The following is a 22,585-nucleotide window of genomic DNA, read 5'->3' on the forward strand; positions in this document are numbered from 1 at the left end:
CCATGATGTCGCCCCATAGGAGCCTGTCGGACTTGGAAATCGTCGGCTGCAAATCGGCCGCAGCGGTCCATTTTTCACCGCCTTTTTGCCCCATAGCCTGGCTATGGGGCTGCAAATCCGGCAAAAACTGTCCTCGCTGAGGCCGATTTTCGCTTTCGACGCTCCAAGTCCGACAGGCTCCTAACATGCGCGGCAAGCCCTGTTGTGGCTGGCCCGCATTTCGCTTGCAGACACATCTTTGCCACAAATACTCCAGACAAGGACACACCGCCCCATGGATTCATTGACCCAGATCGCCCTGGGCGCCGCCGTCACCCTCGCCACCATGGGCCGCCGCACCGCAGCGTGGAAGGCCGTCTTCTGGGGCGCCGTGGCCGGCACCCTGCCCGACCTGGATGCCTTCATCGACCATGGCGATGCCATGCTCAACATGGTGCTGCACCGCAGCAGCAGCCATGCCCTGCTCACCCTCACACTTTTGTCAGGCCCGCTGGCCTGGCTGGTCGCACGCCTGCATGGCGAAATGCCGCACCTGCTGCGCTGGTGGCTGGCCTTGTGGCTGGCGCTGGTCACCCACCCGCTGCTCGATGCGATGACGGTCTACGGCACGCAGCTGCTGTACCCGTTCACCAACCACCCGTATGGCGTGGGCAGCGTGTTCATCATCGACCCGCTGTACACCGTGCCGCTGATTATCGGGGTGGTGGCGGCACTGGTGGCTCGCGGGCGCGATGGCCGGCGCGGCCTGCGCTGGAATGCCTGGGCGCTGGTGTTCAGCACTGCCTACCTGGGCGTCGGCGTGCTGGCGCAGCAGCATGTAGAGGGCATTGCGCGTGCCTCGCTGCAGTCAGAAGGCATCACTGCGGAGCGCGTGCTGGTGACGCCGGCGCCGTTTTCTGCCGTGCTGTGGCGTGTGGTGGCGATGACGCCCACGCACTACCTGGAGGGCTTTCGCTCGCTGGCCGATGGCAGCCACCAGCCCATGCGCTGGACGCGGCATGAGCGCGGAGCGGACCTGTTCGCCACCTACCAGGGCAACGCGCATGTGCAGCGCCTCTCGCGCTTCACCCACGGCTTCTACCGCATGAACGAGGCGGGCGGGCATGTCTACATCACCGACCTGCGCATGGGCATGGAGCCCGCGTACTCGTTCCACTTCGACATCGGCACGCCCCAGCAGGTGCTGGCAGGTACCGCCAAGGCACGGCAGGAGTGGCAGCGGCCCGACCTGGAGACCGCCCTGCCCTGGCTGTGGCGGCGCATGTGGGCGCTCGATGACGCCCCCCTGCACCCACCGCCAGGCACTGAGCCGAGGACGCCCGCGCCGACGGCCACCCCAGCGGGCTGAGCACGCAGGCAGCAGCAGTACAGATGGCGCTGGTGGCAGCAGCTGTCTGTACCTTGCCGGGCAAGGCGGCTGCGCATAGAGTGGGCGGTCTACCGACCACCCCGAGGCCCCGCCATGCTACAGATGCGCCCCAGCTGCGAATGCTGCGACAAAGACCTGCCCCCTGATACGACTGCCGCGCGCATCTGCACCTTCGAGTGCACCTTCTGCAGCACCTGTGCGGGCGGCCCACTGGGCGGCATCTGCCCCAACTGCGGCGGTGAGCTGCTGCAGCGCCCGCGCCGGCCCGCATCCAAGCTCGCGAAGTTTCCCGCGTCAACCGATCGCGTACACAAACCGCAAGGCTGCGGCCCGGTGCTGGCATGAACGCCACCACCCTGCTGGTCTTTGCGCTGGTGGCGCTGGTGGCCATTGCCACGCCCGGGCCCACGGTGCTGCTGGCGCTGGCCAATGGCTCGCGCTACGGCGTGCGCCGCTCCGTGCCGGGCATGCTGGGCGCGGTGGCATCGGACTTTGTGCTGGTGGGTGCCGTGGCGGTGGGCCTGGGCGCGCTGCTGGCGGCCTCGGAGTTCTGGTTCTCCGTCGTCAAATGGGTAGGGGCCGCGTACCTGGCATGGCTCGGCCTGCGCCTGCTGCGCTCGCAGGGCGGGCTGGACCTGTCGCAGGCCGGCAGCGCCGAGGGGGCGACGGCTCGCGGCATCTTTGCCAAGTCGTTCCTGGTGGCGGTGACCAATCCTAAGGGCTATCTGTTCTGCTCGGCCCTGCTGCCGCAGTTCATCGACGCCGGCGCTCCGCAGTGGCCGCAGTACGCAGCCATTGCAGTGGTGTTCGCCGGCCTGGATTTCGCGGTGATGCTGGCCTACGCCATCGTGGGCGCCAAGGCGGTGCAGCTGCTGCACCGCCGCGCCGTGCTCTGGCTCGACCGCTGCTGCGGCGGCGCGCTGCTGGCGCTGGCCGGCTCGCTGGCGTTCTACCGCCGCAGCGCTTAGAACCGGTAGCCCAGACCTATGCCGACGAGTACAGGATCAACCTTGAAGGTACCGGCCTTCACGCCACCTGCAAACACATCGGTCTGGATATAAACCTTCTTCACATCCACATTCAAATACAGGTTCCTGGACAGGGGAATGTCCACCCCGGCCTGCAGGGCCGCGCCCCAGCTGCTCTTGTCGATGCCCACGCCAGCGGGCAGGTGGACGCTGGAAAAGCGCGTGTAGTTCAAGCCCGCGCCCACATAGGGCTTGAAGCCGGGTGCGTCGAAGTGGTACTGCAGCAGCAGCGAGGGCGGCAGGTGCTTGAGCGTGCCGATCTTGCCGCCCAGCGTGCTGGCGCGCACGTCGTGCTTCTGCGGCACGGTCAGGACCAGCTCGGCGGCGATGTTCTTGGTGAAGAAGTAGGAGACGTCGACCTCGGGGATGGCCTTGTCGTTGATCGACAGGCCCAGGCCGGTGCCGTCCTTGTTGGCACTGTCGAGGTTCACGGCGCGGGCGCGCACCAGCCAGGGGCCGTTGGCGTCTTGTGCGCCTTGTGCCATGGTGGCGCCGGATGCCAGCGCGCAGGCGGCCACCAGGGCCAGGTTCAGCAGCTTGTTGTTCTTCATGGGAGCGATCGATTCGATGCGGTTGCACGGGGACGACCCCCGTGCATGCATTGGGCCCCCGCACGCACCACCTCGCCTTGCCGCAGATCAACCGATGCGCCGGCCGGGCCGGCGCATCAGCGCCCTGGTGCCGGGGCTTCGATCTGGATCAACAAAAGTGGGGGCGGCGCGTCAGTGCGCGGCCGCGCTCTTGCCACGCATTTTTTGCACGGCGGTCACCACGGCTACTACCAGTCCACCGGCAATGATGCCCACCAAGGCATTGAGCAGGTTGGGGACCAGCACGGCCCACAGCCCGCCCACGGGCCACAGGGCGGACGCAGCGCCTGCACCTTCCACGGCGTGGTGCAGGGCCGGCACGCCATGCACCAGAATGCCGCCGCCCACCAGGAACATGGCGGCCGTGCCGGCGATGGACAGGAACTTCATGAGCCAGGGGGCCGCATTGACGATGCCCGTACCCAGCGCCTTGGCCACCGCGCTGCGCTTGTTGTTGAGCCACAGGCCCAGGTCGTCGAGCTTGACGATGCCGGCCACCAGTCCATAGACGCCTATGGTCATGATGACCGCGATGCCCACCAGCACGGCCACCTGCTGCGCAAACGAGGCCGTAGCCACCGTGCCCAGCGTGATGGCGATGATTTCTGCCGAGAGGATGAAGTCGGTGCGCACGGCACCCTTGATCTTGTCCTTTTCCATGGCCACGAGGTCCACGGCGGGGTTGGCATTGGCCTGGGCACGGCTTTCGTGCTCGGCCTCGTCCTTGCTCTCGCTGTGCAGGAACTTGTGGGCGATCTTCTCGAAGCCCTCGAAGCACAGGAAGGCGCCGCCGATCATCAACAGCGGCGTGACGGCCCAGGGCGCGAAGGCGCTGATCAACAGCGCCGCCGGCACCAGGATGGCCTTGTTGATCAGGGAGCCCTTGGCGACGGCCCAGACCACCGGGATCTCGCGCTCGGCGCGCACGCCGGTGACCTGCTGGGCGTTGAGCGCCAGGTCATCGCCCAGCACGCCGGCCGTCTTCTGTGCGGCCACCTTGGTCATGACCGATACGTCGTCGGCCATGGCGGCGCTCTTCTTGGCCGCCACCTTGGTCATGAGGGCGACGTCGTCGAGGATGGTGGCGATATCGTCCAACAGGGCTAGAAGGCTGCCAGCGGCCATGGAATGTCCTTGCGATTGCGGTGAATGCGCCGACTATAGCAACGCGCAGGGCCCGTCCCCACGCGTCCAACGGCTACATGCAAAGTAGGCCAGGAGCCCATTGCGGGCCACGCAAGGAAGCCCCTACAGGCCAAAAGGCGCATACTTGGCGCTGCACCACCAACCTTTGGGGTCCCTTGATACCGGGCTTCTCGCCCGGGCCATGCCAGGCTACCTCACCAAGCAAGACAGCGTCCCGATCGCGGGCGCTGCGAATCTCATCATCCGTTCGCTGCTGGACAGGCAGCAGTTCTCTGACCCGCTGGGCGAAGCCGAGCGGCTCGGCATTTCGTCGGCCCTGTGGCCGCTGTTCGGCATGCTGTGGCCCTCGGGCACGCAACTGGCTGAGCGCATGGCCACCCGGCCGCTGAAGGCGGGCGAGCGCGTGCTGGAGATCGGCTGCGGCCTGGGCCTGGCCAGCCTGGTGTGCCACCGGCGCGGCATGGACATCACTGCCAGCGACGGACACCCGCTGGCCGACCGCTTTTTGCTAGAGAACCTGCGGCTGAACGCCCTGCCGCCCATGAAATACTGCGCCGGCCACTGGAACCCACCCGAAGGCACCGAGGGCGACGGCACCGCCGCCAGCACCGTGAGCGGCCAGTTCGACCTGATCATGGGCAGCGACGTGCTCTACGAGCGCGACGCACGCGCCACCCTGGCCGGCTTCATTGACCGCCACGCCGGCGTGGGCGCCCAGATCTGGATCGTGGACCCGGATCGCGGCAACCGCAGCGCCTTCCACAAGCAGATGGCCGTGCACCGATTCGCCGTGGTGGAAGAGCGCCTGGACCACCCGGCCCTGGACGACCGCCCGGCCTACAAGGGCCGCCTGCTGGTCTACCAGCGGCCTGCACTGGCCAGTTGAGACAGCAAACGGCTCGCCCATGAAAAAACGGGGCCGAAGCCCCGTCCCTTGATCCCGGTCACGGCCTGAACGGCCGTACCCACCGGATCAGCCAACCCACTTGCGGGCATTTTGCCAAAGGCGCATCCACGGGCTCAGCTGGCTGCGGTCTTCGCTGGTCCAGCTCATCTGCACGTTGCGGAACACGCGCTCGGCGTGCGGCATCATGGCCGTGAAGCGGCCGTCGGCCGTGGTCACGGCGGTCAGGCCGCCCGCGCTGCCGTTGGGGTTGAAGGGGTACTGCTCGGTGGCCGCGCCGTGGTTGTCCACGTAGCGCATGGCCGCAATCGCTTTGTCGGCATTGCCGCGGTAGCGGAAGTTGGCATAGCCCTCGCCGTGCGCCACGGCGATCGGCAGGCGGCTGCCGGTCATGCCCTGGAAGAACAGGCTGGGGGATTCGAGCACCTCCACCATCGACAGGCGGGCCTCGAAGCGCTCGCTCTGGTTGGTGGTGAAGCGCGGCCAGTCCTGCGCGCCGGGGATGATGTCGGCCAGCTCGGCAAACATCTGGCAGCCGTTGCACACGCCCAGGCCAAAGGTGTCCGTGCGGCCGAAGAAGCCCTGGAACTGCTCGGCCAGCACCGGGTTGAAGGTGATGCTGCGCGCCCAGCCGATGCCGGCACCCAGGGTGTCGCCATAGCTGAAGCCGCCACAGGCGACCACGCCCTTGAAGTCCGCCAGTTGGGCACGGCCGGTCTGCAAGTCGGTCATGTGCACGTCATAGGCCTCGAAGCCCGCTTCGGTGAAGGCATAGGCCATCTCGATGTGCGAGTTCACACCCTGCTCGCGCAGGATGGCGACCCTGGGGCGCGCCAGGTTGAGGTACGGCGCGGCAACGTTCTCGGCCGTGTCGAACGTGAGGTGCACGTGCATGCCGGGATCGGCCGGGGCGCCGGCAGCGGCGTGCTCGGCATCGGCATTGGCGGGGTTGTCGCGCTGCTGGCAGATCTTCCAGCTCACCGCGTCCCACACCTGGTGCAGGTCGACCAGCGGCGCGCTGAACACGGCCTTGGCATCGCGCCAGACCTGCAGCTCGCCCTTGCCGGCGTCGATGGGCGAGGACACGGGGCGCGTCTTGCCCACGAAATGGCTGAAGCGCGACAGATTGTGCTCGCGCAGCAGCTGCATCACGTCGTTGCGCTCGGCGGTGCGCACCTGCAGCAGCACGCCCAGCTCTTCGTTGAACAGGGCCTTGAGCGTGAGTTCTTCGCGGCGCGCGCTGACCTGGGTGGCCCAGTTCTTGGCGTCGCCGGTTTCCATGCGGCTGTCGCTGATGCCGTCGCCTTCGGTGACCAGCAGGTCCACGTTGAGCGACACGCCCACGTGGCCGGCAAAGGCCATTTCGGCGGCAGCGGCCAGCAGGCCGCCATCGCTGCGGTCATGGTAGGCCAGGATCTGGCCCTTGGCGCGCAGCGCGTTCACGGCGTTGACCAGGTTCACCAGGTCCTGCGGGTCGTCGAGGTCGGGTACCACATCGCCGCTCTGGTCCAGCGTCTGGCCCAGGATGCTGCCGCCCATGCGGCTCTGGCCCTTGCCCAGGTCGATCAGCACCAGGGTGGTGTCGGCTTCGGTCGCATCGAGCTGCGGCGTGAGCGTGCCGCGCACGTCGGCCAGCGAGGCGAAGGCGCTCACGATCAGGCTCACGGGCGAGGTGACCTTCTTCTTGTCGCCACCCTCTTGCCACTGCGTGCGCATGGACAGCGAATCCTTGCCCACAGGGATGGAGATACCCAGGGCCGGGCACAGCTCCATGCCCACGGCCTTCACCGTGGCGTACAGCGCGGCGTCTTCACCGGGTTCGCCACAGGCGGCCATCCAGTTGGCGCTGAGCTTGACGCGCGGCAGCTCGATGGGCGCGGCCAGCAGGTTGGTGATGGCCTCGGCCACGGCCATGCGGCCCGATGCGGGGGCGTTGATGGCGGCCAGCGGCGTGCGCTCTCCCATGCTCATGGCCTCGCCGGCAAAGCCCTTGTAGTCGGCCAGGGTCACGGCGCAATCGGCCACGGGCACCTGCCAGGGGCCCACCATCTGGTCGCGGTGCGACAGGCCGCCCACCGTGCGGTCGCCAATGGTGATGAGAAAGCGCTTGGACGCCACCGTGGGGTGGGCCAGCACGTCGATCACGGCCTTCTGCAGGGGCACGCCGGTCAGGTCCATGGGCGCGAACTGGCGCTCCACCGTGGCCACGTCGCGGTGCATCTTGGGCGGTTTGCCCAGCAGCACGTTCATGGGCATATCGACGGGGCTCTTCTGGTCGCCACCGGCCACGGCCGTGTCGTCCAGCACCAGTTGGCGCTCTTCGGTGGCGGTGCCGATCACGGCGAAGGGGCAGCGCTCGCGCTCGCAGAAGGCCTGGAACTGGGCCAGCGAACCGGGGGCGATGGCCAGCACGTAGCGCTCCTGGCTCTCGTTGCTCCAGATTTCCTTGGGCGCCATGCCCGACTCTTCGAGCGGCACGGCGCGCAGGTCGAAGCGTGCACCGCGGCCGGCGTCGTTGGTCAGCTCGGGGAAGGCATTGGACAGGCCGCCCGCACCCACATCGTGGATGGCCAGGATGGGGTTGGCATCGCCCTGCGCCCAGCAGTGGTTGATGACCTCCTGTGCGCGGCGCTCGATCTCGGGGTTGCCGCGCTGCACGGAGTCGAAGTCGAGCTCGGCCGCATTCGTGCCGGTGGCCATGGAGCTGGCGGCGCTGCCGCCCATGCCGATGCGCATGCCGGGGCCGCCCAGCTGGATCAGCAGCGAGCCGGCGGGGAACTCGATCTTCTTGGTCAGGCCGGCGTCGATCACGCCCACGCCGCCCGCGATCATGATGGGCTTGTGGTAGCCGCGCTGCACGCCGCCTACGTTTTGCTCGTATTCACGGAAATAGCCGGCCAGGTTGGGCCGGCCGAATTCGTTGTTGAACGCCGCGCCGCCCAGCGGGCCTTCGACCATGATCTGCAGTGGGCTGGCGATGTGCTCGGGCTTGCCGACCTCGCTGCCCCAGAGCTTGGAGACCGTGAAGCCGGTCAGGCCCGCCTTGGGCTTGGAGCCCCGGCCGGTGGCGCCTTCGTCGCGGATTTCACCACCCGCGCCGGTGGAGGCACCGGGGAAGGGAGAGATCGCCGTGGGGTGGTTGTGCGTTTCCACCTTCATCAGCACATGCTGGAGAGCCTCGCTCTTGGCATAGCCCACCGTGCCGGCATCGCCCATGCGCGCCAGGAAACGCTCGACCTGGTGGCCTTCCATCACCGAGGCGTTGTCCGAATAGGCGATCACCGTGTGCTGGGGTGCCAGCTGGTGGGTGTTGCGGATCATGCCGAACAGGCTCTTGTCCTGCGCCACGCCGTCGATGGTGAACTCGGCGTTGAAAATCTTGTGACGGCAGTGCTCGCTGTTGGCCTGGGCGAACATCATCAGCTCGACGTCGCTGGGGTTGCGCGCCAGGCCGGTGAAGGCGTTGACCAGGTATTCGATCTCGTCCTCGGCCAGGGCCAGGCCGAAGCGGGTGTTGGCGGCCTCCAGCGCGGCACGGCCGCCGCCCAGCACATCCACATGCTCCATGGGGGCGGGCTGCAGCTCGGTGAACAGCGCTGCGGCGCCGCTGCGGTCGGCCACCACCGACTCGGTCATGCGGTCGTGCAGCAGGGCCGCGACCTGGGCCACCTGGTCGGCGCTCAGCTCGGGCGTGCCGCCCAAGAGGCCGGGCTTGAGAGCCACGCGGTATTCGGTGATGCGCTCCACGCGGCGGATCGCGATGCCGCAGTTGCGCGCGATGTCGGTGGCCTTGGAGGCCCAGGGCGAGAGCGTGCCCAGGCGCGGGGTGACGACGATGACCGCGCCATTGTCTGGGCCGGAATAGGGGTCCCCGTAGGTCAACAGGGCCGCCAGACGCTCCTGATCGGCTGGCGAGGGTGCCGCATCGGTGGCCACCAGGTGCACGAAGCGCGCAGCGATGCCAGTGATCTTGGGGTGGATGGCCTCGAGGGCAGGCTGGAGTTGCTGGGCGCGAAAGGTGCTGAGGGCGTTGCCGCCCGCCAGCGTGGTCATGTGCAAGGTCACGGTAGCGGCCTGTTGGGGTGTGAGGGGTACGGTGGGCGCCGCCGCCATCCGAAAAACGCAGGCTTGGTGGCGGTTAGCCTCCCATTTTAACCGGCGTCTTCCCACCGCATGCGGCAGCAGAACCTGTTCACGATCTCCCAGGGGTCGCGCAGCGGCCTTGGCGGGTGGTATGCAAGGCGCGGTGTGCAGTTGATAGCCCGTCTATCAACAAGCACCGCAACGCCGCAGACCGCCCGCCAAGGCCACTGCCCGAAGGGTTGGAGCGAAATCGGGCGATTGGAGGCCCCGGCTGCTTACATGGGCATGAGCCCATGCGGCGCATCCGAAGCATCCACTCATCCCGATTGCGCTCCAACGCGATCCCCTGCGAGGTCGTGAACAGGTTCTTCACCGCAATGGGATAATCCCCTCCATGAGCATCACCATCAAAACTGCACAGGACATCGAGGGCATGCGCGTCGCCTGCCGCCTGGCGTCTGAAGTGCTGGACTACATCGCCCCCCACATCAAGCCCGGAATCACCACCAACGAAATCGACCGGCTGGCCGCCGAATGCATGGTCCAGCAGGGCACGATTTCGGCCACGGTGGGCTACCAGCCGCCGGGCTACCCGCCCTACCCCAAGTCGCTGTGCACCTCGGTCAACAACGTGGTGTGCCATGGCATCCCGAACGACAAGCCCCTGAAAAAGGGCGACATCGTGAACGTGGACGTCACCGTGATCACCAAGGAGGGCTGGTACGGCGACAACAGCCGCATGTACCTGATCGGCGAAACCTCCATCGCCGCCAAGCGCCTGTGCGCGGTGACCTTCGATGCCATGTGGCATGGCATCGTGCAGGTCAAACCGGGCGCCCACCTGGGCGACATCGGCCACGCCATCCAGAAGTTTGCCGAAGGCCTGGGTTTTTCCATCGTGCGCGAGTTCTGCGGCCACGGCATCGGCCAGCGCTTCCATGAAGAGCCCCAGGTGCTGCACTACGGCAAGCCCGGCACGCTCGACGAACTCAAGCCCGGCATGGTGTTCACCATCGAGCCCATGATCAACGCCGGCCGCCGCGAGGTGAAGGACCATGGCAACGACGGCTGGACCATCGTCACCAAGGACCATAGCCTCTCGGCCCAGTGGGAGCACACGGTGCTGGTCACCGAGACGGGCTATGAGGTGATGACGCTGTCGGCCGGCTCGCCGCCGCTGCCGTCCTTTGTGACCGCCACAAAGACATAAAAAGTCAGCGGGAACCCCGCTGCGCACGACTCTTGCGTGGAACACTGCATGGCCATATCGACTGCAACGCCCCTATCGTCCATGACCGAAATCCACGCCCTTCGGGACGCCTACCGCCGCGACAAGGCGGCGCTGATGGCCTCCATCCAGGCCACGGGCGCCTCTACGCGCGGCATCCGGGTGCTGCTGCGCAAGCTCTCCACCCTGGCCGGCAGCCTGCTGCAGGAGCTGTGGCGCCGGGCCGAGCTGCCCCCCGACCTGGCCCTGGTGGCGGTGGGCGGCTTTGGCCGTGACCAGCTGTTCCCGTATTCCGACGTGGACGTGCTGCTGCTGCTGCCCGACGACCGGGCCGCCGATGGCTGCAGCGTGCTGCGCGCGCAGCTCGAAGCCTTCATCGGCAGCTGCTGGGACGCGGGGCTGGAAATCGGCTCCAGCGTGCGCACCATTGCCGAGTGCCTGGCCGAGTCGGCGGCCGACGTGACGGTGCAGACCTCGCTGCTCGAAGCGCGGCAGATCTGCGGCAGCACCGGGCTGTTCGCGCAGTTCCAGGTGCAGTACCGCGCGCAGATGGACCCGCAGGCCTTTCTGGTGGCCAAGACGCTGGAGATGCGCCAGCGCCACAACAAGTACGAGAACACCCCCTACGCGCTGGAGCCCAACTGCAAGGAGTCGCCCGGCGGCCTGCGCGACCTGCAGATGATCCTGTGGGTGGCCCGCGCGGCCGGCCTGGGCAGCACCTGGAAGGAGCTGGCCACCAGCGGCATGGCCACCGCCTTCGAGGTGCGCCAGATCGAGCGCAACGAGGCCGTGCTGTGCCTGATCCGTGCGCGCCTGCATGCCGCAGCAGGCCGGCACGAGGACCGCCTGGTGTTCGACCTGCAGACCACGGTGGCCGAATCCTTCGGCTACCGCTCGCAGGCGCCCGACGGCGCACGCCTGCCGATGCGCGCCAGCGAGGCCATGATGCGCCGCTACTACTGGGCGGCCAAGGCGGTCTCGCAGCTCAGCCAGATCCTGTTGCTCAACATCGAGGAATCGCTCAACCCCTCGGCGCACGAACCGCGCCCCATCAACGAGCGCTTCTTCGAGAAGTCGGGCCTGATCGAGGTGGCCAGCGACGACCTGTACCTGAAGGACCCGCACGCCATCCTGGAGACCTTTCTGCTCTACCAGACCACCGTGGGGCTCAAGGACCTGTCGGCCCGTACCCTGCGGGCCCTGTACAACGCCCGCAGCGTGATGGACGGGGCCTTTCGCAGCGACCCGGTGAACCGCGCCGCCTTCATGCGCATCCTGCAGCAGCCCGCCGGCATCACGCATGCCATGCGGCTCATGAACCAGACTTCGGTGCTGGGGCGCTACCTGTGGGCGTTTCGCGGCATCGTGGGGCAGATGCAGCACGACCTGTTCCACGTCTACACGGTGGACCAGCACATCCTGATGGTGCTGCGCAATGTGCGCCGCTTCTTCATGGCCGAGCACGCGCACGAATACCCGTTCTGCTCGCAACTGGCCGGCGGCTGGGACAAGCCCTGGATCCTGTACCTGGCCGCGTTGTTCCACGACATCGGCAAGGGTCGCGGTGGCGACCATTCGCAGATCGGCGCCATGGAGGTGCGGCGGTTCGCCCGCCAGCACGGCGTGGACCGCGAGGATGCGCAGCTCGTCGAATTCCTGGTCAGCGAGCACCTGGCCATGAGCCGCATCGCGCAAAAGGAAGACCTGAGCGACCCCGACGTGATCGCCGCCTTTGCCAAGCGCGTGGGCAATGAGCGCTACCTCACGGCGCTGTACCTGCTGACAGTGGCCGACATCCGCGGCACCAGCCCCAAGGTGTGGAACGCCTGGAAGGGCAAGCTGCTGGAAGACCTGTACCGCGCAACCTTGCGCGCCCTGGGCGGGCGGGCGCCCGATGCCGCCGCCGAGGTCGAGGCGCGCAAGCGCGAGGCCCTGGTGCTGCTGGCCCTGAGCGCCCTGCCCTTCGAGGCGCACAAGGCCCTGTGGGCCACGCTGGACGTGAGCTACTTCATGCGCCACGAGGCCGCCGACATCGCCTGGCACACGCGCCACCTGTCGCGCCACGTGGGCGCGCCGCGCGCCGTGGTGCGGGCACGCCAGTCGCTGGCCGGCGACGGCCTGCAGGTGATGGTCTACGCGCCCGACCAGGAAGACCTGTTCGCCCGCATCTGCGGCTACTTCGACCGCGCGGGCTTCAGCATCCTGGATGCGCGCGTGCACACGGCCAACAACCAGCATGCGCTCGATACCTTCCAGATCGTGGCCGACGACCAGGCCGGCCACTACCGCGAGCTGACCCACATGGTGGAGAGCGACCTGGTGCATGTGATCGAGGAAGGCGGCCCGCTGCCCGAGCCCACGCGCAAGCGCGTGTCGCGCCGGGTCAAGAGCTTCCCCATCGCCCCGCGCGTCACCCTGCGCCCGGACGAGAAGGCCCAGCGCTGGCTGCTGGCCATCTCGGCCAGCGACCGCGCGGGCCTGCTCTACCTGGTGGCCCGGGTACTCGCCAACCACCACCTGAGCGTGCAACTGGCCAAGGTCAGCACCTTGGGCGAGCGGGTGGAAGACACCTTTTTGGTGCAGGGGCCCGAGCTGCAGAACAACGCGCGGCAGATCCAGATCGAGACGGAGCTGCTGCGCGAGCTGTCGAACTGATCGTCAGGTCACTTCAGGCAGCTTGTCGAGCAGCTTGTCCAGCGTGACAGGGTAGTCGCGCACCCGCACGCCCGTGGCGTTGAACACGGCATTGGCCACCGCCGCCGCCACGCCGCAAAGCCCCAGTTCGCCGACGCCCTTGGCCTTCATGGGCGAGGAGACCGGGTCCGTTTCGTCCAGGAAGATCACCTCCTGGTGCGGGATGTCGGAATGCACCGGCACCTCGTAGCCTGCCAGGTCGTGGTTGACGAAGAAGCCCTGGCGCTTGTCCACGGCCAGTTCTTCCATCAGCGCCGCGCCCACGCCCATGGTCATGGCGCCGATCACCTGGCTGCGCGCGGACTTGGGATTCAGGATGCGGCCGGCGGCGCACACCGCCAGCATGCGGCGCACGCGGATCTCGCCGGTGGCCACGTCCACGCCGACCTCCACGAAATGCGCGCCGAAGGTCGATTGCTGGAACTTCTTGTCCAGGTCGCCGTATTCGATGCTGTCCTCTACCACCAGTTCGCCACCCACGGCGGCCTCGGCCAGCGGTACGGAGCGCTCGCCCGAGCGCACCATGCCGTCGGCAAACACGGCGCCATCGACCAGCACGCCGAGCTTCTGCGCCACGGTCTCGCGCAGCTTCACGCAGGCGGCGTACACGCCGGCAGTGGACGAGTTGCCACCCCACTGCCCACCCGAGCCGGCCGACACGGGGAAGGCCGAGTCGCCCAGGCGCACCATGACCTTGTGGATGGGCACGCCCATCATCTCTGCAGCGGTCTGCGCGATGATGGTGTACGAGCCGGTGCCGATGTCGGTCATGTCGGTCTCCACCGTCACCACGCCTCGGCTGTTGAGGCGCACCCGCGCGCCCGACTTCATCACCATGTTGTTGCGAAACGCCGCCGCCACCCCCATGCCCACCAGCCAGCGGCCATCGCGCACCTGGCCGGGCTCGGCCCGGCGCTGGCCCCAGCCGAAGCGCTGTGCACCGGTGCGCAGGCACTCGATCAGCTGGCGCTGCGAGAAGGGTCGCTCGGGCTTTTCGGGGTCGACCTGGGTGTCGTTGATGATGCGCAGCTCCACCGGGTCGATGCCGAGCTTGGTGGCCATCTCGTCCATGGCGATTTCCAGCGCCATCAGCCCAGGGGCTTCGCCGGGCGCGCGCATGGCATTGCCCTCGGGCAGGTCGAGCACGGCCAGGCGCGTGGCGGTGAGCCGGTGGGCGCCGGCGTAGAGCAGCCGTGTCTGGTTCACCGCCGTCTCGGGCTTGCCGTCCGGCAGATCGCCCGACCAGCTCTCGTGCGCAATGGCGCTGATCTTGCCGTTTTTGGCGGCGCCAATGCGGATGCGCTGGATGGTGGCGGGGCGGTGCGTGGTGTTGTTGGCGATCAGCGGCCGCTGCAGCGCCACCTTCACGGGTTGGCGCGCCGCCTTGGCGCCCAGGGCGGCCAGCAACACGTCGGCACGGATGAAGAGCTTGCCGCCAAAGCCGCCGCCTACGAAGGGCGAGACCAGGCGCACATTCTCCTTGGGGATGCCGAGCGTCTTGGCCAGGTCGCCCACGCTCCAGTCGATCATCTGGTTGGAGGTCCACACCGTGAGCTTGTCGCCCTTCCATGCTGCCGTGGAGGCATGCGGCTCCATCATGGCGTGCGAGTGGTCGGGTGTGGTGTAGGTCGCATCGTGCTGCACCGGTGCGGTATCGAAGGCTTTCTCGAAATTGCCCTTGCGCGTGTCGGCGGGCGACCCATCCTGTTCGGGCGGCTTGTGCGCCGAGGGGCGGGCCGCAGCCAGATCGAAACGGCCGTTGGCGCGGCTGTACTGCACCTTCACCAGTTGCGCAGCCGCCCGCGCCTGCTCGAAGGTCTGTGCCACCACCAGCGCAATGGCCTGGTGGTAGTGCGCGATCTCGGGGCCGCCGAGCAAGGCGGCAGTGTTGAACTGGCCCTTGCCGAGCTTGCCCGCTGTCTGCGCCGTGACGATGGTGATCACGCCCGGCGAGGCCTGTGCGGCGCGCAGGTCCATGGACTCGATGCGCCCCTTGGCGACGGCCGCGCCGACAACGACCCCGTAGGCGGCGTTCTGCACCGCGTCGTGGCGCTCGTAGGCGTAAGGGGCGGTGCCGCTGGTCTTCATGGGCCCGTCGATGCGGTCCATGGGCTGGCCAATGAACTTGAGCTGATCAATGGGGTTGGTGGTGGCGGGGGTATCGAACTTCATGGCTCAGCTCCTTGCCTGCAACAGTACGGCGGCGATGGTCCGCTCGGCCAGCGTCAGCTTGAAGGCGTTGTCGTGCGCCGGCTGCGCGCCAGCGAAGAGCCTGGCCGCCACGGCCTTGGCGCCCTGGGGCATCTCGGCCTCGGCGGCCGCCACGCGCCAGGGCTTGTGGGCCACACCGCCCAGGGCGATGCGACCGGTGCCATTGCGGTTCACGATGGCCGCCACCGACACGAGCGCAAAGGCGTAGGACGCCCGATCGCGCACCTTGCGGTAGATGTGGGTGCCGCCTGCGGGCTTGGGCAGCGTGACGGAAGTGATGAGCTCACCCGGGGCCAGCACCGTCTCCACATGCGGGGTCGTGCCGGGCAGGCGGTGGAAGTCGGCGATGGGAATCACGCGCGTGCGGCCATCGCCGCGCACGGTCTCCACCGTGGCGTCGAGCACGCGCAGGGCCACGGCCATGTCGCTCGGGTGCGTGGCGATGCAGGCCGCGCTGGTGCCAACCACCGCATGCTGGCGCGTGACCCCGCCGATGGCGCTGCAGCCGCTGCCCGGCTGGCGCTTGTTGCAGGGCATGTGGGTGTCGTAGAAATACGGGCAGCGCGTGCGCTGCAGCAGGTTGCCGGCCGTGGTGGCCTTGTTGCGCAACTGGCCCGAGGCACCGGCCAGCAGCGCGCGCGAGAGCACCGCATAGTCGCGCCGCACGCGCTCGTGCGCGGCCAGGTCGGTGTTGCGCGCCAGCGCGCCGATGCGCAGGCCGCCTTCGAGCGTGGGCTCTATCCTGTCGAGCTGCAGCGCGTTCACGTCCACCAGGTGCACGGGGTTTTCGATCTGCAGCTTCATCAGGTCCAGCAGGTTGGTGCCGCCCGCGATGAACCTGGCGCCGGGTACGCGTTCGACGGCGGCGGCCGCCTCTGCGGGGGACTGGGCGCGTTCGTAGGTGAAGGGCTTCATGCTTTTGCTCCCGCCGCCACTTCGGTGATGGCATCCACGATGTTCGAATAGGCGCCGCAGCGGCAGATGTTGCCGCTCATGCGCTCGCGCAGTTCATCGGCCGACAGCAGGGGCCGCGCCGTGAGGTCGGCGCTCACGTGGCTCGGGATGCCCCGGCGGATCTCGTCGAGCACGCCCACGGCAGAGCAGATCTGCCCCGGCGTGCAATAACCGCACTGGTAGCCGTCGTGCTTGACGAAAGCCGCCTGCATGGGGTGCAGGTTGCGCGGCGTGCCCAGGCCTTCCACGGTGGTGACCTGCGCTCCCTCGTGCATGACAGCCAGGGTCAGGCATGAATTGATGCGCCGGCCATCCACCATCACCGTGCAGGCACCGCACTGGCCATGGTCGCAGCCCTTCTTGGTACCGGTAAGGTGCAGGTGCTCGCGCAGCGCGTCGAGCAGCGTAGTACGGGTGTCCACCTCCAGCTCGCGCGGCTGGCTGTTCACGATGAACGTGACCTTGGCCATGGGGGTGGGCACGGTGACGCCGGGCGGCTGGGACGCCACGGGTGTCTGGGCGTCGGCGGGCATGGCGGCTGTCGCCGCGCCGGAAGCGGCGCCGACGATCAGCAAATCGCGCCGGGAAATCGGCAGCGCAGTCGCTTGTTGCATGTTTTTGTCCTGTGGGGGCGGATCAATGCATGCTGGGCGCTGCAGACTGCCACGCCATGGCGGCCGTGTCCTGATTTTCTGTAGGACCAGGCCCCGCCCTCTCCAAGAGACCTTGCGGGTCAGGCCCTGCAGGCCTGTATGAGGCTGTGCAGCTCCGCATCCCGGTCGTGCTCGTGTGCGCTCACATAGCGCGGCTCGGGGTACACCGCCAGATTCACCACCACCAGCTTTTCGGCGCGGTGGATGTAGATGCGTTGGCCCGAATGGCCCATGGCCAGCATGGCGCCGTCATCGGTCAGCCACCAGCCAAAGCCGTAGCCCGTGACCCCCAACGAGCGCCGGGCGGGATGAAAATCCTCGGGGATGTCGAAGGCGCGGGTGCCCATGGTGTCCACCCAACCCGGGGGCAGGATGGCCGCGCCATCCAGCACGCCGTCCGCCGCGACCAGCGACGCCAGCCGCCCCATGTCGCGCAGCGACATACCCGCGCGGCTGCCCGCGATCTCCTGGCCGCCCTCGGATTCGAGCGTGTAGTACGCATCGTCCTCCATGCCGCAGGGCTGCCATAGGCAAGCGCTCATGTAGTCGGCCAGGGTCTGCCCGGTTGCCGCACACAGGACGCAGCCGAGCAGGTAGGTATCGCCGGTGTTGTAGTGCCAGTGGCTGCCGGGCGCGTGCTGCGGGGGCAGGGCCTGCAGCATGCGCAGCACCCCGCCCGGCACCTTGTCCGCGAGCGACTTGCTGTAGCGGTTCACGTCGGACTGCTTGTCGGTGTAGACCTCGGACCAGGCCACCCCTGAGGACATGGTCATCAACTGCCGCACGGTGACCTCGGCGTAGCCGGATGACTGCATCTGCGGCAGGTAGCGCACCACCGGGTCGTCCACGCTGCCGATGGCGCCATCGCGCACGGCAGCGCCCACCAGCAGCGCCGTCATCGACTTCACGGTGGACATGGTGCTCCAGCGCTCACCCGGCTGCAGGCCCAGGCCATAGCGCTCGAGCACCACCTGGCCATCGCGGATCACGAGCAGGCCGGCCACGCTGTTGCGGTCCATGAAGTCCTCGACCGTGCGCGTCTCGCCCGCGTGGGCATAGTGCAGCTGCAGTTCACGGCCACGCACAACAGGTCTGGCTACTGGGCCACGCCGGATGGTGCGCGTGGCAAAGAGCTGGTCCACGATGCGGTAGCCATAGGCCTGCAAGGGGGGCGACCAGAGCAGGAAGTCCTCGCTGCGTGGCAGGTGCACCCTGGGTTGGGCGGTGGGGGCCGTGTCGATGGAAGGAGAAAAAGGCATGTCGGACACCGTATTGCGCTGCATGAAGGGTGCTCACTCGTTCTGGATGCCCAGGCGCTTGATGATCGGACCCCATACCAGGGCCTCGTCCTGCATGGTCCTGGCGACCGCTTCGGGGCCCAGGGCCGTGGGCGGGTCCATGAACAGCGCGTCCATACGGGCCTTGACGGTCGGGTCGGCCCAGAACTTCTTCGTCTCGGCATTCAGCAGCGCCACCACCTCTCTGGGTGTGCCCTTGGGCACCATCAACCCATACCAGCCGCCGGCAGGGAAGTCCTTGAGCCCGGCTTCGTAGACCGTGGGCACATTTGGCAAGGCCGGTGAGCGCTGGCTGCCGAACACCAGCAACGGCACCACCTTGCCGCCCTTGGCCTGGGGCACCACGCTGGTGATGGCATCGGCCGTGACCTGGGTCTCGCCGCCCATGAGCCCGACCATGGCGGGGGCCGCGCCCTTATAGGGCACGTGGGTCATCTGCAGGCCATAGTGCTGCGCCAGGAACTCGACGTTGAGGTGCGTCGAATTGCCCTTGCCGGCGGAGCCGTAGTTGAGCGAGTCGGGCTTGGCCCGGGCCAACTTGACGAGGTCCTCCAGCGACTTGATGCCCGATGCCGGGTTGGCCACCAGCACCTGCGAGGTGCCCGCGAGCATCAGCACCGGATCGAAATCCTTCACCGGGTCGTAGGCGAGCGTCTTGTATGAGAAGCGGTTGAGCGACATGTTCGACGTGCTGCCGAACAGGATGGCGTAGCCATTGGCAGGCTGCTTGGCGACGTAGCTGGCCGCAATGCCGCCATTGGCACCGGGCTTGTTGTCGACCACCACGGGTTGCCCGAGCGATTTGCCCACATGGTCGGCCCAGGCCCGCGCCAGGCCATCTGCGGCACCGCCCGCGGCCACCGGCACGACCACGGTGATGGCCCTCGACGGATAGGCCTGCTGGGCCTGCAGCGGCATGGAGGCCAGAGCGCAAAGGCCCATCGCCAGGCTTGCGAGAAGAGGATGTGAAACCATGGATCGCCTTCGCATTGAGTTGATTGCAGGGCAATGCTAAGCAGCGCAAACCATGCCGTCCAATGCATAATTATTTGAAATTGCATTACCATTTCTCATATAAACCACAGCCGTCGCCATGAATCTCCAGCAGTTCGAGCACTTGCTCGCCGTCGCAGAAACCGGCTCGTTCAGCCGGGCGGCCGAGCAGCTGCACCTCACACAGCCCGCGCTCAGCCGCAGCATCCTGGCCCTAGAAGACGAGCTGGGTGCCCCGCTCATCGAGCGCGCCGGCAAGCGCAAGGAGCTCACGCCGCTCGGTGTTCTGGTCGCTGCGCGGGCGCGGCGCATCGGGCTGGAGCTGTCCGAGCTCAAGCGCAGTGCCAGCCTGCTAGCCGGTCTGGAAGTCGGCACCGTGAAGCTGGGCCTGGGCCCTGCGCCCACGGCGATGCTGGCCGTGCCGCTGTTGCAGCACATGCTTGCGCACCACCCGCGCATCAAGGTGCAGCTCTCCAGCGGCCCGGCGGAGCTGCAGTTGCAGAGCCTGCGCGCCAGGGACCTGGACGCGCTGGTGATCCACCGGCGCTCCCTGCCCCCGTACGACGACCTCAACGTGGCCCTGTTCCCGGAAATGCGCCTGGGCTTCGTCTGCCGCAGCGGCCATCCGCTGCAGGGGGCCGCGCAGGTGTCGTTCGCCCAGTTGCGCCAGTACCCGCTGGCCGCCAGCGGCACGGGCCTGAGCGACGAGGCGGTGCAAAGCCTCAATGCCCACTTCGGCCAGTCCGTGCACTTCAACGAAGCCATCCAGCTCCAGTCGGACGAGGCGGCCTGCCTGCTCGAAGTGGTGCGCACCACCGACGCCGTGTTCCTGGGCGCCATCGAAGTCGCACGCGCGCCCATCGACCGGGGCGAACTGGCGGAACTGCGGCTGAGCCGCCCGCTGCGGCTGACTTCGCAGTTTGCCTTCGTCACGCTGGAAGGCGTCACCGAGCCCCCTGCCTTGAAGGTGGTGCGGGAGTTTTGCGCAGAGCGGATGCACGACCGCTGACGGCACGGCCACCACGCAAAGGCTCAAATATCGTCACATTGAGCGGATCGGGAGTCCATTTAATTGGCTCTGGGACGTCACCGGCGCGGCATGTCCCTAGAATTCGCCAACACCCATCCTTCACCCCCAACACAGGACACAAGCCATGCAACTCACCAGCCAAAGTTTTCAAGACGGCCAGGCGATCCCTGGCGAATTCGCGTTCGCGGTGCCCGACGCCGCCACGCACGTCGCGCTGTCATCCAACCGCAACCCGCACCTCGCCTGGAGCGGAGTGCCCGAGGGCACCCAGTCGTTCGTGGTGGTCTGCCACGACCCCGACGTGCCCAGCCGCGGTGACGACGTGAACCAGGAGGGCCGCGAAGTGCCCGCAGCGCTGCCGCGCGTGGACTTCTTCCACTGGCTGCTGCTCGACCTGCCGGCCGATACCCGGCAGATCGCGGCGGGCAGCCATTCCGACGGGGTGACGCCGCGCGGCAAACCCGGTCCTGCCGCACCCGGCGGTGCGCGCCACGGCATCAACGATTACACCGGCTGGTTCGCGGGCGACGAACAGATGAAGGGCGACTACCACGGCTACGACGGCCCCTGCCCACCGTGGAACGACACACTGGTGCACCACTACATCTTCACGGTCTATGCCCTGGCCACGCCGACACTCGCGGTCGCGGGCCCGTTGACGGGCGCCAGCGTGCGCGCGGCGCTGGCCGCGGCCCCGGTGCTGGGCCAGGCCAGCATCACGGGGCTCTACAGCCTCAATCCTGCAGTGTCGGTTGGCTGAGCGATTGGCAGGATGGTGCCTGCGCAGGCCTTTGCTGCTGGTGCGCGCTCCTTGCCCGGAGACCCGGCAGCACACACCTGGGAAACGATGCGGTGCGATGTCCAGTCATCGGGCGCCAGCCTCGACCAACGCGCGCGTCTCGGGGTCCACGTCGAACGAGGACTCCCGGAGCAGCCAGTCCGGCGCAATATCCAGGTCCACCATAACTTTCACTGCCTTGAGGCGACAGGTCGAGCACGGCGAGAATTCGTACACATTGAGAAGGCCATCGACGGCATCGGCACTTGGATGGACTTCGCACATCTCAACGAAGTTCGAAGCCAACCGGTGGCGCTCGGCCTCATCGTCGATGGACTCCAAAAGCGGCGCGCACAACACGAAGTCTCCTGGCTCGAAGTTGGCTGTCAGCAGCCGAATTCCACCTTCGAGATCTCCGTTTGCGATCCAACGAAGCGCCAGCGTGCGCAAGTCCGGATGGCGAGTGGACTCCACGGCGTTCAGGGCAGCCATGCCCAGCATCGGATCGGGGTGGACCAGCCAGGGCATCAGCCGGCTGTCGAATCGTGGCACCCCTCGTTGCACGAAGCACCTCAGCAGGCGTGTGGCATGTTCTGGCTCCCGCACATCCAGCAGGGCAAGAAACACCGTTTCGAGCTCGGAGGCATCCGCTCGCCGGGCCCACCCCCTGAACCAGTGGCACGAGTCTTTGGGATGGTCTCTGGCATACAGCACGATCTGCTCGGCCGTGAAGGACGCGGCATCCGGCGCGCTGGAGTTACGCTGGGCACGGATTTGAGCCAGCACCTGCAGATAACGGGCAATGTACGGGTCCGTCTGCGCCTCACACTCTAACGCCGCAAGCGCTGCAGTGGAGCCCCCGGACACCTTGCATTGTTCGACAAGCCGGTCATCCACCCAGAAGCGTGGATCCTCCTGGCTCCATCGGCCCATCTGCCTGGCGACATGCACCAAGCCCTCGAGGCCATCCAGCTCCACGATGTCATCGGCAGCGATCACGTCGGCGGAGGTGCCCGGTAGACGCACCAGCGATGCGTACAGCAATCTCCGGGCATCGGCCGATCCCGCTGCGGCCAACTCCCGGAGCATTGCACTGCGCTGATCCAGGTCATTGTGGGCTTCGTCTGCAGCAGGCGCCTCCTTGAGCAGTCCGGCAAGGGCCTGGACCAGGCTGGTCTGCAGGCCCGCGCACTCGACGATGGAGAACAGCCAGGGCGCGCGCGCGGCTTCACACTGCTGGTCATAGGTCCCGCATTGGACGCAGGCATCAATCAGGGTATCGCCCAGGCCCTGCACTCCGTTCAGTTGCACCTGCTGGAGTGCGCGCCCGTGTCCCGTACGCAGGGCCGAGCCAAATGCGGTGGAATCAAGAGGAAAAACGGGTGGCGCAATGGGCATGGGTGGGACAGGTGGATTGAACAGGCCCGCACGGCCGAAAGCAAGCTGCGCCATCATCGCACTCCGACGCATATGCTGGGCGCATTTGCGAGCCATCCCACTTGCAAATCAAAATCGCCAATGAAAAAGCCGATGCAAATTTGTGATTTGCATCGGCTTTCATAATGGCGGAGTGGACGGGACTCGAACCCGCGACCCCCGGCGTGACAGGCCGGTATTCTAACCAAC

The 22,585-nt window shown here is 67.4% G+C and carries 17 protein-coding genes; 8 read left to right on the forward strand and 9 right to left on the reverse strand.

Features of this window, described 5'->3' with window-relative positions; translation table 11 throughout:
- The first annotated feature begins 274 nt into the window (after positions 1-274).
- The 3 genes from ASE31_RS20095 (at position 275) to ASE31_RS20105 (ending at position 2,337) form a co-directional block, all read left to right on the forward strand.
- Positions 275-1,348, forward strand: coding sequence for a metal-dependent hydrolase (locus ASE31_RS20095; protein WP_057203580.1), 1,074 nt, complete (start codon positions 275-277; stop codon positions 1,346-1,348).
- A gap of 114 nt (positions 1,349-1,462) precedes the next feature.
- Entirely contained in the window at positions 1,463-1,714 is a 252-nt protein-coding gene (locus ASE31_RS20100; RefSeq protein ID WP_057203581.1) for a DUF1272 domain-containing protein, read from the forward strand.
- Positions 1,711-2,337, forward strand: coding sequence for a LysE family translocator (locus tag ASE31_RS20105; RefSeq protein WP_057203582.1), 627 nt, complete (start codon positions 1,711-1,713; stop codon positions 2,335-2,337). The genes ASE31_RS20100 and ASE31_RS20105 overlap by 4 nt, the downstream gene beginning before the upstream one ends.
- Here the strand turns inward: ASE31_RS20105 and ASE31_RS20110 are convergent.
- Together ASE31_RS20110 and ASE31_RS20115 are read right to left on the reverse strand one after the other, a co-directional pair.
- Positions 2,334-2,948: an OmpW family protein gene (locus tag ASE31_RS20110; RefSeq protein WP_057203583.1), complete on the reverse strand. Its 615-nt coding sequence runs from the start codon at positions 2,946-2,948 to the stop codon at positions 2,334-2,336. The genes ASE31_RS20105 and ASE31_RS20110 overlap by 4 nt on opposite strands.
- 171 nt (positions 2,949-3,119) lie before the next feature.
- Positions 3,120-4,112: a DUF808 domain-containing protein gene (locus ASE31_RS20115; RefSeq protein WP_057203584.1), complete on the reverse strand. Its 993-nt coding sequence runs from the start codon at positions 4,110-4,112 to the stop codon at positions 3,120-3,122.
- Positions 4,113-4,314: 202 nt separating this feature from the next.
- Between ASE31_RS20115 and ASE31_RS20120 the strand changes: the two genes are divergently transcribed.
- A complete protein-coding gene (locus ASE31_RS20120; protein ID WP_057203585.1) occupies positions 4,315-5,019 on the forward strand; it encodes a methyltransferase in 705 nt (234 codons plus the stop codon).
- 87 nt (positions 5,020-5,106) lie between these two features.
- Here the strand turns inward: ASE31_RS20120 and purL are convergent, their stop codons facing one another.
- A complete protein-coding gene (gene purL / locus ASE31_RS20125; RefSeq protein WP_057203838.1) occupies positions 5,107-9,102 on the reverse strand; it encodes a phosphoribosylformylglycinamidine synthase in 3,996 nt (1,331 codons plus the stop codon).
- 412 nt (positions 9,103-9,514) lie between these two features.
- Here purL and map point away from each other — a divergent pair, with 412 nt between their 5' ends.
- Together map and ASE31_RS20135 are read left to right on the forward strand one after the other, a co-directional pair.
- Entirely contained in the window at positions 9,515-10,330 is an 816-nt protein-coding gene (gene map, locus ASE31_RS20130; protein ID WP_057203586.1) for a type I methionyl aminopeptidase, read from the forward strand.
- 81 nt (positions 10,331-10,411) lie between these two features.
- Positions 10,412-13,003: a [protein-PII] uridylyltransferase gene (locus tag ASE31_RS20135; RefSeq protein ID WP_200961144.1), complete on the forward strand. Its 2,592-nt coding sequence runs from the start codon at positions 10,412-10,414 to the stop codon at positions 13,001-13,003.
- 3 nt (positions 13,004-13,006) lie between these two features.
- Here ASE31_RS20135 and paoC read toward each other — a convergent pair whose 3' ends face one another.
- The 5 genes from paoC to ASE31_RS20160 all read right to left on the reverse strand — a co-directional run bounded on the left by paoC (position 13,007) and on the right by ASE31_RS20160 (position 19,076).
- Positions 13,007-15,214, reverse strand: coding sequence for an aldehyde oxidoreductase molybdenum-binding subunit PaoC (gene paoC, locus ASE31_RS20140; RefSeq protein ID WP_057203588.1), 2,208 nt, complete (start codon positions 15,212-15,214; stop codon positions 13,007-13,009).
- A 3-nt stretch (positions 15,215-15,217) separates the two neighbouring features.
- The gene (locus tag ASE31_RS20145; protein WP_057203589.1) at positions 15,218-16,168 is read right to left on the reverse strand and encodes a xanthine dehydrogenase family protein subunit M; all 951 of its coding nucleotides are present in this window, start codon (positions 16,166-16,168) and stop codon (positions 15,218-15,220) included.
- Positions 16,165-16,821: an aldehyde dehydrogenase iron-sulfur subunit PaoA gene (paoA, locus tag ASE31_RS20150; protein ID WP_057203590.1), complete on the reverse strand. Its 657-nt coding sequence runs from the start codon at positions 16,819-16,821 to the stop codon at positions 16,165-16,167. Before paoA ends, ASE31_RS20145 begins: the two co-directional genes overlap by 4 nt.
- Before the next feature lie 119 nt (positions 16,822-16,940).
- Positions 16,941-18,119 (reverse strand): serine hydrolase, encoded by a 1,179-nt coding sequence (locus tag ASE31_RS20155; RefSeq protein WP_235514701.1) that lies wholly within the window; start codon positions 18,117-18,119, stop codon positions 16,941-16,943.
- 33 nt (positions 18,120-18,152) lie between these two features.
- Positions 18,153-19,076, reverse strand: a complete 924-nt coding sequence (locus ASE31_RS20160) for a tripartite tricarboxylate transporter substrate binding protein (RefSeq protein ID WP_235514703.1) — start codon at positions 19,074-19,076, stop codon at positions 18,153-18,155.
- A 175-nt stretch (positions 19,077-19,251) separates the two neighbouring features.
- Between ASE31_RS20160 and ASE31_RS20165 the strand changes: the two genes are divergently transcribed.
- A complete protein-coding gene (locus ASE31_RS20165) occupies positions 19,252-20,160 on the forward strand; it encodes a LysR family transcriptional regulator (protein WP_057203593.1) in 909 nt (302 codons plus the stop codon).
- A 145-nt stretch (positions 20,161-20,305) separates the two neighbouring features.
- Positions 20,306-20,941, forward strand: a complete 636-nt coding sequence (locus ASE31_RS20170) for a YbhB/YbcL family Raf kinase inhibitor-like protein (protein ID WP_057203594.1) — start codon at positions 20,306-20,308, stop codon at positions 20,939-20,941.
- A 105-nt stretch (positions 20,942-21,046) separates the two neighbouring features.
- Here the strand turns inward: ASE31_RS20170 and ASE31_RS20175 are convergent, their stop codons facing one another.
- A complete protein-coding gene (locus ASE31_RS20175; RefSeq protein ID WP_157412595.1) occupies positions 21,047-22,411 on the reverse strand; it encodes a hypothetical protein in 1,365 nt (454 codons plus the stop codon).
- Between the last annotated feature and the right edge of the window lie 174 nt (positions 22,412-22,585).

Origin of the sequence: Acidovorax sp. Root217 (assembly GCF_001428645.1) — a bacterium.
Taxonomy (GTDB): Bacteria; Pseudomonadota; Gammaproteobacteria; order Burkholderiales; family Burkholderiaceae_C; genus Acidovorax.